The following is a 13,802-nucleotide window of genomic DNA, read 5'->3' as shown; positions in this document are numbered from 1 at the left end:
AAGGAAGCCCGCCCCATCATCGAGCAATTCACAGACCAAAGCGTTCCCCCGAACCGAGCCGCGATCTACCTTTAGTGCCGTGATCCTTGGAATCGGCATCGACCTCGTCTCCGTTCCACGCGTGCAGCGGCTCCGTGAGCGCCGCGGCATGCGCGGGCTCGAGCGCCTGTTCACTGCGCGCGAACTGGACCACTGCCTCGCGCAGGCGGCCCCCGGTCCGTCGCTGGCGGCGCGCGTCGCCGCCAAGGAGGCCTACTACAAGGCCATCGGCACCGGCGTCGGGCCGCACGGAGGCTGGCGGGATGTGGAGGTCGCGCGCAAGGAGAACGGGCGACCACTGCTGTTGTTGCACGGCCAGGCGGCGCGTTACGCCCGCGAGCGAGGAGTGCGCCGCGTCCACCTGGCGCTCACGCACGCCGCGGAAGTGGCCGTCGCGGCGGTCACGCTGGAGGGCGTGGACCCGGCGCTGAGCGATGAGGTAGACGCATAGGGCGAGGAGCCGGACGGGAGCGTGGCACCGGTCGTGCGTGCGCGTGTGAGGGGGGACCAACAAGTCGACGCGGCCCCCGCGCCGGCGCAGCAGGAGCAGAGCATGGCACAATCCCTTCGGGTACTCATCGCCGACGATGAAGCCCTCCACAATCTCGCCCTGGCCAGCCAGCTCAAGAGCCTGGGCCACGAGGTCATCGCCACCGCGCGCGACGGCGAGGAGGCCGTCGAGAAGGCCCGCGAGACGGAGCCGGACATCGCCTTCCTGGACATCCGCATGCCGCGCATGGAGGGGCCGGACGCGGCCAGGGCGATCTTCGCCGAGCGTCCGATTCCGGTGGTGATCCTGTCGGCCTACAGCGACGAGCGGACGGTGCAGGCTGCGGCCAGCGCGCCCATCTTCCACTACCTGGTCAAGCCCGTCGACTCGAGCGACCTGGCGCCCGCCATAGCGGTGGCGCGCACGCGCTTCGCCGACTGGCAGCGCACCCTGAGCGAGCGCGACTCGCTGAAGCGGCGGCTGGACGAGCGCAAGATCATCGAGCGCGCCAAGGGACTCGTGATGAAGAGCCGGGGGCTCGGCGAGGCCGACGCCTACCGCTTCCTTCAGCGCGCCAGCCAGGACAAGAACACGCCCATGGTCGAGCTAGCGAAGAAGATCGTGCTGGCGGCTCCGCTGCTCCAGGAACAGCCCTAGTGTACCGTTGCAGAAGTCCCGTAGGCATTCGGCCCGCGCGCCTCGGTGCACACGGGACTTCCGCGCCGGCACACTAGATCGAGATCGACGATGGCCGAGGAGCTTACGGCCGGCATTGCTGAGGCGGAGCGCGTGCCGCGGTCGCGTCCCGCGATCCTGGTAGTCGATGACGAGCCTGCCGCGCGCGAGTTCATGGCGGACGTGCTCGACCGGCAGGGGTTCGACGTCACCACCGCCGGCCGCGGAGACGAGGCTCTGGAGCTCATGGAGGACGCGGACCTGGTCATCCTGGACGCCATGCTCCCGGGCACCGACGGCTGGGAGATCTGCCGCCAGATCAAGGCCCGCAGGGGGCCGCTCTTCCCCGTGGTGATGGTCACCGCGCGCACCGGTTCGGAGGACGTCCTGCGCACCTTCGCCGCGGGCGCCGACGACTACGTCGCCAAGCCCTTCAGCGTCGCCGAGCTCGCGGCCCGCGTGCGTACGCGCCTGCGCATCCACCGCGCCGAGCGCGAGCTGCAGGCCGCCAACGAGAGGCTCGCCGACCTGGCCGATCAGAACTACGAACTCTACCAGCGCGCGCGCGGCGACGCCGAGGAGCGCTCGCTGCTCCTGCGCGAGATCGACCACCGCGTGCGCAACAACCTGTCGGTGATCCTGGGGCTGGTGAGCCTGGAGCGGAACCGCGAGCCGGCGCGGCCCGCCGCCGAGGCCCTGCGCAGCCTCGAAACCCGCATGCGCTCCTTCCTGGTCGTGTACGAGGCGCTGCGCAACCAGACCTACCGGGGCGTGCCCATCGTGGAGGTGGCCGAGCGGCTGCTGCTGCGGCTACGCACCTCCACCAACGGGCACGCCGAGGTGGACCTGGCCACCGGGGAGCTGGAGCCGCTGTCGGAGCGCCAGGGCTTCGCGCTGGCGCTCGTGCTGAACGAGCTCGTCGCGAACGCGCTCGAGCACGGCTGTGCCGACGCCGACGCGCCCCGCGTGTCGGTGCGCGTCGAGGAATCCGAGGGCACCGTGAGGGCGGTGGTGTGCGACGGGGGGCGGGGGTTCGCTGGGGAGGGCGGGGCGGGAGACCCGGGCAGCGGGCTGTCGCTGGTCGAGGCGCTGACGCGCGACGAGCTGGACGGCACCATGTCGCGCTCCATGGGCCCGGACGGGCACTGCGTGCGGGTGGAGTTCCCGCGGGAGGCGGTGTGGCGCCCGGACGACGAGCGCCACACCGCCGAGGACGAGCGCTAGTGGACTGTCCACTAGTACGTCAGGTAGCGCTCGATCTCCCAGTCATGGACCTGGGTGATGTAGTCCTCCCATTCCTGTTCCTTGGCCGCCACGAAGTGCTCTAACACGTGCTCGCCGAGCACGCCCTTGACGACGTCGTCCTTCTTCAGGTGCTCGATCGCCTCGCCCAGGTCGCGCGGCAGCGTCCGGATCTTGTAGCGCCGGCGCTCCCGCACCGTGAGCGCGAAGATGTTCTTGTCCACCGGATCGGGCGGCGTCATGCCCTGCCGAACGCCGTCCAGCCCCGACCCCAGCTGCACCGCCAGGGCCAGGTACGGGTTGGCTGACGGATCGGGCATGCGCAGCTCCATGCGCGTGCCCATGCCGCGCCGCGCCGGAATCCGCACCATGGGCGAGCGGTTGCGGTGCGACCAGGCCACGTTGACGGGCGCCTCGTAGCCGGGCACGAGTCGCTTGTAGCTGTTGACCAGCGGGTTCGTGATCGCCGAAAACCCCTGCGCGTGCTGGAGCGTGCCGGCCACGTACCCGCGCATTACCTGCGACAGCTCGTCGGGGTCGTCGGCGTCGTGGAACGCGTTTCTCCCGTCGGTGAAGAGCGATTGGTGGGTGTGCATCCCCGAGCCGTTCTGGCCGAATATCGGCTTGGGCATGAAGGTGGCGTGCAGGCCGTGCGCCAGCGCTACGTTGCGCACCACGAACTTGAAGGTCGCCAGGTGGTCGGCGGTGACCATCGCCGACTCGTAGCGGAAGTCGATCTCGTGCTGGCCGGGCGCCACCTCGTGATGGGCGGCCTCCACCTCGAAGCCCATCGCCTCCAGCGTGTTGACGATGTCCCTGCGCGCGACCTCGCCCAGGTCCACCGGCGTGAGGTCGAAGTAGCCGCCGGCGTCGTGGGTGACGCGGGTGGGTCGGCCGTCGGCGGCGCGCTGGAACAGGAAGAACTCCGCTTCGCAGCCCGCCATCATTTCGTAGCCCAGCTCGGCGGCGGCCGCGATCTGGCGCTTCAGGACGTTGCGCGGGTCGCCCGGAAAGGGCTCCTCGTCGGCCGTGTACACGTCGCAGATGAGGCGCGCCACGCGGTTGTCGGGGTCGCCCCAGGGCAGCACCGCGAAGGTTTCGAAGTCCGGCTTGAGGAGCATGTCCGACTCCTCGATGCGAACGAACCCTTCGATGGAGGAGCCGTCCATCATGATGTCGCCGTCCAGCGCCTTCTCGAACTGGCTCTCGGGCACCTCGACGTTCTTGATGACGCCCATGATGTCGGTGAACTGGAGCCGCAGGAAGCGAACCGAGTTGGCCTGCATCAGGCCCAGCAGGTCCTGGCGCGATGCGCCCACCGTGCGGGGTACCGCCGGCTGCTCGCCGCGCGGCGGCAGCTTGTGGCCCGGGACCATGTCCGCGAAGACCGCCTCTCCATCGCCCGCCGTGCGGGGCTTCGTTGCCGTGCCGGTTCCGCTCATGTGTCGCTCGGCTCCTGTGCTGTCGGGGATCGGGATCCTGGAGAAGGACGCAAGCTACGCGTCGGCGTGCCGCGCGTCAATTTTTTCGGTGACGTCGTGCACGATTACGCCCATTCTAACGTCCATCTCGTCTATTTTATGACGATTCGTCACAGTTTCTGGTAACATCACTCTCGGACAGCGCCGGCCGATGCTGCCTTGGACTGCTCGTGTCGTTGACCGAAGGCCGCGGTTCGGCCACGTTCCTGCCATGCCCACCCTGCCTGATCTGCTTCGCGAGGCCAGCCGGACCTTCGCCATCGGGATCGATCTCCTGCCGGAGCCGCTCCGGGCGGAGATTCGCATCGCGTACCTGCTGCTGCGCGTCTCGGACTATCTGGAGGACAACGAGGAGATGGCGCCGGAGGCCAAGAGCCGCCTGCTGAGGCAGTGGGAGGGGGTGCTGGGAGGGACCAGCGCGGCGTCCGAGTTGCTGCCCGTCCTGGACGCCGCCGCGGACCCCACGCCGGACGCGCTCGTCGCCCGGCACACCCGCGAAGTCCTCGAGGGACTGGAGGCGATCGACGCACGCGCGAGGGAGATCGTGACCGACCACGTGCGCGAGTCCACGCTGGGCATGGCGCGCTGGGTGGAGCGCGGCTCCGACTTCGCCGACGAGGCGGACCTCGACGACTACATGCACGAGGTCGCGGGCCGCGTGGGCTACCTGCTGACCGACCTTTTCGCGTACCGCGAGCCGGCCACGCTGGGCCCCAAGCGCTTGGACATGATGGAGCCCGCGCGCGAGTTCGGATTGGCGCTACAGACGGTCAACGTGATTCGCGGGCTGCACACCGACCGGGACCGCGGCTGGGTCTACGTGCCGCGTTCGTTTCTGAGCGATTTCGAAGGCGACGCGTCGTCCCTGTTCCGCCCCGAGAACCGCGAGGTCGCTCTGGCCGCCCTGGACCGGCTGGTGCACAAGGCCGAGCGGCACCTGGACATCGCGCGCGGCTACGTGCGGGCGATTCCGCGCAGGCACCGCGGCATCCGGCTCTTCTGCCTGCTGCCGCTGATGTTCGCGGTGCGCACGCTGGCCATCAGCCGCTCGAATCCCGAGGTGTTCGACGCCGAGACCAAGATCACCCGCGCCGAGGTGAGACGAATCGTCGGCAGCGCGCGCGTGCTGGGGGTTTCGAACGCGTGGATGGAGTGGTACTGCGACCGACTGGCTGTGGTTTAGCTAGCTCAGGCGCCGCACTTGCTGCAGACCCCGACCAGCTCGAGGCGATAGCCCTGCACCTGGAACCCGTCGACGGGTCCCAGCGGCGCCACGGCGTTCGGCGCCAGGTCGCCGGGGATGTCGCGGACCGAGCCGCAGCGCAGGCAGCGGGCGTGGTGGTGCGGGTCGGTACGGCCGTCGTAACGGGCCGAGCCGTCGCCGTACGTCAGCTTGCTTGCGAGCCCGCAGCCGACCAGCGTCTCCAGCGACTTGTACACGGTCGCGAGCGATATGTCGGGGATGTCCGAGCGCACGGCCAGGAACACGTCGTCCGCGGTGGGATGCGACTTCGTCGCGGCCAGAAAGCGGTAGACCGCCGCCCGCTGCTCGGTGTAGCGCTGCCCGCTGGCGTCCAGGGCTGCGCGCAGAACGTCGTCCGTGTGGCGCTGCGTTACGGGTCCCATGACCTAATGCTCGTGTAAGGCTCGTTCGTCCTTCGACCAGTGGCGAAACCTAGAGGGAACCGACGGTCGAGTCAATAGTAATTCTTGATTGACAGAAAGGGCCAACTGGTTGATGGACAACGATTTGGAGCAGAAAGAAGGACGCACGGTGCGTTTCGGGACTCCGTCGGTGCTGGCGCTGTGCCCCGATCTGCTTTTCGCCTCCAAGATTCGCGGCGCGGGCGCGGCGGCGGGAGTGCCGGTGCAGTTGGTGCGCAACCAGCGCGCGCTGATGGACGCGCTCGAGGCCGAGGCTGAGGCCGAGGCGGCCGCCGCGGAAGGCGCGCCCGCGCCGGGTCGACGTCTGGTGCTGGTCGATCTGGGCGCCGCGCACGACGGCGCCGAGGCCGTGGGCGCCGCCAAGCAAGGCTTCCCCGACGTCGAGGTGGTGGCGTTCGCGCCGCACGTGGCCGCCGACCGGATTCAGGCGGCGCGCGCCGCAGGCGCGGACGTGGTGCTCGCGCGCTCCGCGTTCATCGTGCAGCTGCCGGGGATGCTGCGGGCGCTGAAGGCCTAGGGCCGGCGTCCGCCAACCGAGGCGGGTGGGCGGGGTCGCCCCGGGGAGAAGGGGTCGCCGAGCGTACCCTCTCTCTTTGGCGATGTGCAACTCGTTCAAATCTCGAACGAGTTGCGATGTGCGAAAGAGCGGCATGGCGCCCCACAAGGAGGCGGCGCCAGACACGAACGAGGGGCGTGCGTCGGGCCAACGAAAACGCCCCCGAAGCACGGGGGCGTTTTACGCTGCGGGGGGCACGTTCGGCCGGCCGGCGTTGGCGGCGGCGGCGAGCGTCCTGGGCGGCGTCGGCGTTCTAGGCGGCGTCGGCCTCCTCGGCACGCTTGCAGTCGATGCAGTAGCGCGCGTGGGGCAGCGCGTCCAGTCGCTCGAAATCGACCAGGTTCCCGCAGTTGTGGCACTTGCCGAAGTTCTGCGGCTCCTTGTACAGCCGCCTCAGCGCCTCCTCGAGGCGGTAGAGATAGCGCCCTTCCTTGCTCGCGAAGAGCAGCATCTTCTCGCGCTCCATGGCGTCGGTGCCCAGGTCCGCGATGTGGTCGGAGTAGGAGTACAGGTCGCTGTCCGCCTGCTCGGCCGACTCCTTGGCGAGCTCGTCGAACTGTCCCAGGGAGCGCATGGCGCGCTCGCGCTCCCGCAGAAGTCTCTTCTCCAGGTGCTCGATCTGCTTTTTCGTCAGTTTCTTGGCCATCTATTTCCCCTTGCGTCCACCCTACCAGCGTGACGTCACTCCCTGGGCGGGGAGAGCCGGCGCCGCGCTTCCAAGGCTGAAAATACGCCGGCGGCGCGTCGCCGACAACCGAATCAGGCGCGCTGTTACCCCGACGTGGTGGACTGGGTCCGGCGTCCGTTCGATCTAGAAATACGTCGCCACCGAGAACTGGATCCCCGCCTGATCGGCCGGATTCTCGAACCGATCACGCGTGCGGCCGCGCAGGAAATCGAGCTTTACCGCGGTCTCGGCGGTGGGGTAGAAGTTGAGCCCCGCGGTCAGCCGCCAGGCCGCGTCGCCGGCGCGATCGGTGTCGAAATCCACCGCGTCGACGCGCGCCGCGCCCGCGAAGTAGGCGCCCGGCAGCGTCCGGATCCAGCCGCGCCCGAACGGCCGCACCAGGTCCGCGAAGACGCCCTTCTGGCCGGACGCGAAGATGCCCTCCAGGCCGGGCGGCACGTCCACATCCACCAGCGCCGCTTCGGCGGCCAGCGTGAAGCGGAAGGCCCTCACCTCGAAGTCGCCGACCAGGACCGACACGTCGCGGCGCTCGTCCACCGCCAGGCCCTCATCGTCGAACACGTTGTAGGCCCCGTGGTGCGCGCTCACGCCCACCTCCGCGGCGGCCGACGGCGAGTACGCGAGCCGTCCCACGAACGCCACCGAGGAGTTGTTGTCCTCGAAGTTGCCGCGCCCCAGCGGCAGGCGCGTGCCGTCCTCGGCGTCGTCGATGAGACCCTCGTCGAAGCCGTTCACGCCGTACAGCTCGTAGCTGACGCGGCCGGCGCCGGCCGGTAGCACGCCGAACACGCCCAGCCCCGGCTCGGACAGAGCGACGGCCAGCAGCTCGGTGGACACCAGCGGCCTGTCCGTGAACGGGTTGAGCGGGCTGTCGTGGGCGAGGTTGAAGCGGCCCAGCGGCGACAGGATCATGCCCGCCCGCACGCCCAGCGCGGGATGGAGGAGCAGGTCGATGGCGGCGAACTCCAGCTTGATCTCCTCGCCGCCCTCCTCGAACTCCAGCTCCGCGCCGAAGCGCACGATGTCGCTGATCTGTGCGGCGGTGAAGAGGTTGAAGCGTTTGGCGACGAAGCCCGCTTCGTCGGTCGCGCCGTCCTGGCGCAACCACACGGCGTGCGCCTCCGCGTAGCCGCCGATCGCGGCGCGACCGGCGAGCGACCCCAGGTACGGCTTGTCGTAGATCCCGCCGCGCACGAACGGGCGGTCGGCGGCGGAATCGGCGGCCTGCGCCCCCAGCGGGGCGGGGAGCAGAGCGGCGCCCGCGGCGAGCGCCGCCAGCGCGACGAGCGATCGAGCGTTGCTCATGAGATCCGTATCTCCAGCGCGTCGCCGTCCCGGCGCGTCTCGTAGCGGGTGAGCGCGCGCTCGGCGGGGCCGCGCACCACCGCGCCTGTGCGTTCGTAGGTGGACCCGTGGCAGGGGCACACGAGCTGGGCGCCGGCGATGTCGACGGTGCACCCCTGGTGCGTGCAGATGGGCGACAGCGCCGCGTGCGTGCCGTCCTCCAGGGTCAGCACGTAGACCGGGTGCGGCAGCCCTTGGGGCGCGAGCTTGAGCCAGCCGCCGGCGACGCGGAGTCCCGGGTGGTCGCGCAGGTCCAGCCGGACCAGCCCGTCGCGCGGGGTAACCGGCAACGCGGTGACGCCGCCGCACGCGCCCATTCCGAGCGCCAGGCCGGCGGCGCAGGAGCGCGCGATGAAGTCGCGACGCGTGGTCGTGGCCGGCGCGGCCGCGTCGAAGGCCCCCATCAGCGGCTCTTCACGAAGTCGAGCAGCGCCGCGCGGTCCTCGTCCGACAGCGACCCGTAGGCCGCGCGGGCCGCCGCGCCCTCGCCGCCGTGGAAGCCGATCGCCTCGTCGACCGAGCGGGCGCGTCCGTCGTGCAGCAGGAACGCGTCGCCCGCCAGGAAATCGCGCATCACGCGCAGCCCCCACAGCGGCGCGGTGCGCCACTCGCGGCCGTTCGCGTCCCCGTCGGGCCGGCCGTCGGCCAGCTCATCGCCCATGTCGTGCAGCAGCAGGTCCGAGTAGAGCGGCACCGGCCGGTCCGCGATTGCCGCGATGGGGCTCGCGCCGGTGCGCAGCTCCGGCACGTGGCAGGACGCGCAGCCCACCTGCGCGAACAGCGCCTGGCCGCGCCGGCGCCGCTCGGTCGACGCGCCCGCCGCGGGCGGCGCCAGCATGCGGATGTAGTCGATGACGGCGTTCACGGTGGACGCCGGGATCTCGGGGTCGGGCACCTCGTCGGCCGCGCGCGGGCCGGGCCCAGCCAGCGGATTGGTGTTCTCCTCCGGGATGAAGTCGGAGGTGATGCCCATGTCCTGGTGGTAGGCCGCGCTGGTCTGCTCGAGCAGGGTCGAGACTTGCGCCTTGCGGCTGAAGCGGCCCAGCACGGGGCCCGGACCGCCGCCGGGCTCGCTCGCCGGCACGAACTCCGGCGGCGTGACCATGTTCGGCCGGCCCGAGACGCCGTCGCCGTCGGCGTCATCGGGGTCTGCGTTGGCAAGGATCGCCGCGGCGGGAATGGCCTCGATGAGCCCCACGCCGAACACCGGCGGCGGCAGGCGCAGCGACACCTGCGCGCCCGGCGGCAGCGTCTCGGGGACCGCGCCCGGGATGGCCTTGTCCTGGATCTGCGGCCCGCCCAGCTCCGGCGCGAGCTCCCCGTCGACCGAGAAGCGCGTGAGGATGTTGTCCGGTCGCCCGCGCCCGTCGCCGCTGTGGCACTCGGCGCACGCCACGTTGTTGAAGATCGGACCGAGCCCACTGGACGGAGCGAAGCGCCGGCCGAACTCGGCGTCGCCGCGCGCGAACGCCGCCATCTCCTCGGCGGTGAGGCCCGGCAGCGGGGAGTCCAGGATGTCCGCGTCCTCCGGGGGCGCGGTGATCAGCCCGTCGCAGGAAGAGGCCAACGCCGCCAGAGCCACCAGCAACGCGAGGGCACGGAGGCGCCCGTTCACCCGGTCACCAGCAGGCCGGTCAGGTACATGACCGCGAGGCCCAGCAGCAGGCCGGCGGCGTTGAGCGGCGCGGTCAGGCCGCTCTCGGCGCGCCGACCGAAGAAGCGCGCCAGCTCTATCACCACCTGCGCCACGGCGCCGGCGCCGATCGCCAGGAACAGCGTGACGGCTATGGGAGAGCTCGAAAACCCGCCGATCCAGGCGCCCAGGATGGTCGGGACGCCGGCCAGCAGGCCGAGCGCCACCAGGGGCGCGATCGAGATGCTCTCGCGCGCCAGCGGCGCCACGATGGCCAGCCCCTCGGTGGTGTTGTGCACCAGGAAGCCCACCACCAGGAAGGCGCCCAGGGCGATGGCGCCCGACGCGTACGCGCCGCCGATCGCCAGCCCCTCCCCCAGGTTGTGCAGCCCGATCGCGAGCGCCACCAGGAGCGCGAGCTGGAAGGGCGCGGCGGTGCCGTCGGGGTTGCGGCGCGCGCGGCCCAGCGCGTTGACGGCGAGCGGCGTACCCAGCGCGCCCATCAGCAGCAGGCCCGTCCCCTGGAAGGCGCCCGGCACCTCGCCGGCCACCTCGAACGCCTCCAGCAGCGCGTCCACCCCCAGGAACACCAGCAGCCCAACGGTGAGCGCCATGAAGAAGTCCACCCAGCGCCGCTCGATGCGGCGCAGGAAGGGAAGCCACAGCAGGCCCAGCAGCACCGGCAGCACGCCCACGTACATCCCCAGCAACGCGAACGCGCCCAGGTAGCGCCCGCCCACCGGGGGCGCGGTGGTGGCGACGTCCACGCCCGCGTCGAAGGTCACGCCGGTGTTGGTGATGAGCACGACCTGGTGCGGCTCGCCCTCCACCCACGGGTAGGGCACGGTGATCACGCGCCGCTCCAGCCGGCCGATGGTCCGCTCTCCGTCCAACTCGTGGCTCCACACCGCGTCGTCCACGGCCAACTGCGCGATCGTCACGGCCTCGGGGCCGCCGTTCACCACGGCGACCTTCATGACGCCCGGTCCCGGGAACCAGATGCGCTCGATCGTCAGCTCCTCGACCGGGGGGAACGCCTCGTCGAAGAGGCCCAGCGGGCCGAAGCGGAAGAGCGCGAACAGGAGTCCGGCGAGCAGCACCAGCGGGCCGACCCCCAGGAGCCACGCCGGCGGGCCGGGACGAGCCGCGCCTCCATCGCCCGCGCCCGCATCGTCAGCGGCCACGGCCGTGTCGGTCCCCGCCGCGCCGTCAGACAACGGGGGCCTCCTCGCCGCTCACGTCGAACATCGCCATCCAGCCCAGCTCGGCGAACTCGCTCTGGTGCGCGTGGAACATGAAGCGGCCGGGGAACCTGTAGCTGAACTCCAGCACGGCGCGCTCGCCCTGGCACAGCGTGACGGTGTCGGTCAGCTCGGAGCGCTCCAGGTCGGTGCCTGTGCGGTAGAGCCGGAACATGTTGCCGTGCATGTGCAGCGAGTTGATCAGGTCGAACTCGGTCAGGTTGACCAGGTAGACCCGCACGAGCTCGTTCAGCGCGAGCTTGATGGGGTGGCGCTGGTAGTGGAAGCCGACCGTGTTGACGGCGTAGATCTCGTTGGAGCCGTCGAAGTTGGTGTCGAAGCCGTTCATCACCATGACCAGCTCGCGCGCCGGCTCGCGGCCGCCCGGCGGGTCGACGATGAAGGTCCCGTAGAGGCCCTTGTGGATGTGGCGCTTCAGCGGGATCGCGTGGCAGTGGTAGAGGTGCAGGCCGAACGGCTCGGCGTCGAACTCGTAGGTGTAGCTGCCGCCCGGTTCCACGATCTCGAACACGCCGTCCGCCTCCGCCGGGTGCGTGCCGTGGAAGTGGATGGTGTGCGGGTGGCTGCCGGCGTTGCGGAAGTTGACGCGCAGGCGGTCGCCCTCGGTGCACCTGATCGTGGGGCCCGGCACCTGGCCGTTGTAGGTCCAGGCGGGGAACCACACGCCCGGCGCGACCTCGATGTCCTCGTCGATCGCGACCATGTCGTACTCGCGCAGCGTGCGTCCGTCGGCCAGGGTCGAGACGCGGCCGTAGTCGAAGTCGGTCAGGAACGCGGTCGGGTCGAAGCCGCCCGGCTGGATGTCGCCCACCGCGTCGTTGCTCGCCACGTGGCCGTGGCTGCTCACGAGCTGCGCCGCGCCCTGGAGCTGCTCCGGGCTGGCACCCTGCTGGAGCGCACGGGCCGCTCCTCCCACCGCCACGCCCGCCGCGCCCACCGCCCCGGCGCGCAGGAGGTTGCGCCGGGACATGCCCCTGTCCCCGCTCTTGTCAGACATGCTCCACCTGTCCTCTCGCTCCCGCGCGCTGCACGCGCACGGAGTCGCACATCTCTCTGCCCAGGACGCGCTCCTGTCCGCCCACCCGCACCGTGATGGGGCCGCCGAGCGGCGCCCGGTCGACCACCCTCACGCGCGCCCCGGGCCGCAACTCCAGCTCGCCCAGGTAGCGCAGGGCTTCCGGGCTCTCGTCGGCCACCCGCCGCACCACGCCGCGCTCGCCCACGTCGAGGTCGGACAGCGCGGGCCAGCGCTGCTCGCTGAACTCCACGCCGGACTCGGGGATCGGGGCGCCGTGCGGATCCTCGGCGGGATCGCCCAGGGCGGCGGCCATGTGGTCCACCAACTCGTCGGACGCGGCGTGCTCCAGCCGCTCGGCCTCTTCGTGCACGGAGTCCCACGAGTAGCCCAGCACCTCGACCAGGAAGGCCTCCAGGATCCGGTGCCGGCGAATGGTGCGCAGCGCCGCGGTTCGGCCCTCGCGCGTCAGGCGCGCGCCGTAATAGCGCTCGTATTCGATCAGGTCCTGCTCGGCGAGCCGGCGCAGCATGCCCGACACCGACGCGGCGGACACGCCCAGCGTCTCCGCCACGACCGACGTCGACGCGGCGCCCTCGCCGGTGGTCGCGTTGTAGATCGCCTTGAGGTAGTCCTCGACGGCCGGTGTCGGCACACGCGCCTCCCCATTGTTCGCCAACGGTCCGACCGACGCGCCGGGCCCGTGACTAGAATTCGTCTCAACGAAACTGAGAATTAGTCTAGCCTAAGAATCGACGGTGAGTCAAGAGTCGTGTTTGGGAGAGACCGACGCGTAGGGCGCTAGCGGGGGTCGGGTTGCGTCTCGAGTCCGAGGTCGTCCCACCCGGCGGCGTCTCGCCACGCTCCCAGCGGGAGCGGGGCCTCCCACACCGGACGAGCCCTGGACCGGACCGACGCCGGAAACCAGGCCAACTCGCGGCCGCGTTCGCCATGTCCGAGTGCGGATCGAGCCCACACTCCGCGCAGCCCCTCGGCGCGGACGCGGGACCCCGCCGTCCGACAGCGCGCGACGGACACGGCGGTCCCGTTCGCGTTGCGGGGGTAGGTGTCGGGCAGATGCAGCGCCCGCAGGCCGGCCACGGTCACCGCGTCGGCCACCGTCTGCGCCCGGGGCAACGTCACGGCCACGAGCACGAGGGCGTCATCGTCCAGGTCCTCGGGGAGCGCCCCCGAGCCTTCGACGATCCTGCCGATCTGGAGCCGGACGGTCTCCGCGTCGGCGCTGAGGTAGAGCGTCGGGTGTGACTGCGGGGCGTTCCAGCGTCCGCCGTGCTGCTGCGCGAACGACGGATCCAGTGGGTCGTGCCAGCGCGGCTCGGCGACGCGCAGCCAGACCCGGCCGTCCGGCAGTGACGCGCGGCGCGGCCTCAGGGCTGGACCCGGCGCAGATCGAACGTGGAGGTCACGGACTCGCGCACCTCTGCGTGACGTCCGTCGCGGAGGAGGTCGACCAGGGAGCGGCCGGAGAGGTTGGCCGCGGGCCGGCGCACCACCGCCGGAATGCGCTCGCGCTTGATCCAGCGGTCCAGCACGTCGGTCGCCGCGGCGAGATCCATCACCGCGTCCATCCGGTCTGCGGGGACGCCGCTCTGCCGCCACTTGGACAGCGCCTGGCGGGACACCCCGAAGGCGCGTGCGGCTTCACTGGCGGAGAGATCCCAGAGAGCCAGGAAGCGCTCGAGCGGATCGGT

General features: G+C 71.0%; 16 protein-coding genes. 5 read left to right on the top strand and 11 right to left on the bottom strand.

Translation table 11 applies throughout. From position 1 onward, the window contains the following. The first annotated feature begins 79 nt into the window (after window positions 1-79). From acpS to ABFS34_07990, 3 genes are all read left to right on the top strand, one after another. Window positions 80-490, top strand: a complete 411-nt coding sequence (gene acpS / locus ABFS34_08000) for a holo-ACP synthase (protein MEN8375375.1) — start codon at window positions 80-82, stop codon at window positions 488-490. Window positions 491-592: 102 nt separating this feature from the next. Then, entirely contained in the window at window positions 593-1,186 is a 594-nt protein-coding gene (locus ABFS34_07995; GenBank protein ID MEN8375374.1) for a response regulator, read from the top strand. A gap of 90 nt (window positions 1,187-1,276) precedes the next feature. After that, window positions 1,277-2,428, top strand: a complete 1,152-nt coding sequence (locus ABFS34_07990; protein MEN8375373.1) for a response regulator — start codon at window positions 1,277-1,279, stop codon at window positions 2,426-2,428. Window positions 2,429-2,439: 11 nt separating this feature from the next. Here ABFS34_07990 and glnA read toward each other — a convergent pair whose 3' ends face one another. Beyond that, window positions 2,440-3,765 carry a type I glutamate--ammonia ligase gene (gene glnA, locus ABFS34_07985; GenBank protein MEN8375372.1) on the bottom strand — a complete coding sequence of 442 codons (1,326 nt, stop codon included), beginning with the start codon at window positions 3,763-3,765 and terminating at the stop codon, window positions 2,440-2,442. A gap of 373 nt (window positions 3,766-4,138) precedes the next feature. Between glnA and ABFS34_07980 the strand changes: the two genes are divergently transcribed. Continuing rightward, window positions 4,139-5,110 carry a squalene/phytoene synthase family protein gene (locus ABFS34_07980; GenBank protein ID MEN8375371.1) on the top strand — a complete coding sequence of 324 codons (972 nt, stop codon included), beginning with the start codon at window positions 4,139-4,141 and terminating at the stop codon, window positions 5,108-5,110. Between the two features lie 5 nt (window positions 5,111-5,115). Here the strand turns inward: ABFS34_07980 and ABFS34_07975 are convergent, their stop codons facing one another. Next, window positions 5,116-5,553 (bottom strand): transcriptional repressor, encoded by a 438-nt coding sequence (locus ABFS34_07975; protein MEN8375370.1) that lies wholly within the window; start codon window positions 5,551-5,553, stop codon window positions 5,116-5,118. A gap of 124 nt (window positions 5,554-5,677) precedes the next feature. Here ABFS34_07975 and ABFS34_07970 point away from each other — a divergent pair, with 124 nt between their 5' ends. Next, window positions 5,678-6,109, top strand: a complete 432-nt coding sequence (locus tag ABFS34_07970; GenBank protein MEN8375369.1) for a hypothetical protein — start codon at window positions 5,678-5,680, stop codon at window positions 6,107-6,109. Between the two features lie 292 nt (window positions 6,110-6,401). Here ABFS34_07970 and ABFS34_07965 read toward each other — a convergent pair whose 3' ends face one another. From ABFS34_07965 to ABFS34_07925, 9 genes are all read right to left on the bottom strand, one after another. After that, window positions 6,402-6,794, bottom strand: a complete 393-nt coding sequence (locus ABFS34_07965) for a TraR/DksA C4-type zinc finger protein (protein ID MEN8375368.1) — start codon at window positions 6,792-6,794, stop codon at window positions 6,402-6,404. A 165-nt stretch (window positions 6,795-6,959) separates the two neighbouring features. Then, window positions 6,960-8,141, bottom strand: coding sequence for a hypothetical protein (locus tag ABFS34_07960; protein ID MEN8375367.1), 1,182 nt, complete (start codon window positions 8,139-8,141; stop codon window positions 6,960-6,962). Further along, window positions 8,138-8,584, bottom strand: coding sequence for a Rieske 2Fe-2S domain-containing protein (locus ABFS34_07955; GenBank protein MEN8375366.1), 447 nt, complete (start codon window positions 8,582-8,584; stop codon window positions 8,138-8,140). Before ABFS34_07955 ends, ABFS34_07960 begins: the two co-directional genes overlap by 4 nt. Further along, window positions 8,584-9,795 (bottom strand): di-heme oxidoredictase family protein, encoded by a 1,212-nt coding sequence (locus tag ABFS34_07950; GenBank protein MEN8375365.1) that lies wholly within the window; start codon window positions 9,793-9,795, stop codon window positions 8,584-8,586. The genes ABFS34_07955 and ABFS34_07950 overlap by 1 nt, the downstream gene beginning before the upstream one ends. Continuing rightward, the gene (locus ABFS34_07945; GenBank protein MEN8375364.1) at window positions 9,792-11,030 is read right to left on the bottom strand and encodes a metal transporter; all 1,239 of its coding nucleotides are present in this window, start codon (window positions 11,028-11,030) and stop codon (window positions 9,792-9,794) included. The genes ABFS34_07950 and ABFS34_07945 overlap by 4 nt, the downstream gene beginning before the upstream one ends. After that, complete coding sequence (locus ABFS34_07940; GenBank protein ID MEN8375363.1) at window positions 11,023-12,072, bottom strand: multicopper oxidase domain-containing protein; 1,050 nt, start codon at window positions 12,070-12,072, stop codon at window positions 11,023-11,025. The genes ABFS34_07945 and ABFS34_07940 overlap by 8 nt, the downstream gene beginning before the upstream one ends. After that, window positions 12,065-12,745: a metal-dependent transcriptional regulator gene (locus ABFS34_07935; GenBank protein MEN8375362.1), complete on the bottom strand. Its 681-nt coding sequence runs from the start codon at window positions 12,743-12,745 to the stop codon at window positions 12,065-12,067. Before ABFS34_07935 ends, ABFS34_07940 begins: the two co-directional genes overlap by 8 nt. A gap of 146 nt (window positions 12,746-12,891) precedes the next feature. After that, window positions 12,892-13,245, bottom strand: a complete 354-nt coding sequence (locus ABFS34_07930; protein MEN8375361.1) for a hypothetical protein — start codon at window positions 13,243-13,245, stop codon at window positions 12,892-12,894. Between the two features lie 233 nt (window positions 13,246-13,478). Continuing rightward, on the bottom strand, window positions 13,479-13,802 hold a 324-nt coding region (locus ABFS34_07925; GenBank protein ID MEN8375360.1), incomplete at its 5' end, for a hypothetical protein.

The sequence above is a fragment of the Gemmatimonadota bacterium genome (genome assembly GCA_039715185.1).
Classification (GTDB): domain Bacteria; phylum Gemmatimonadota; class Gemmatimonadetes; order Longimicrobiales; family RSA9; genus DATHRK01.
This window is presented reverse-complemented; position numbering and strand designations above follow the sequence as displayed.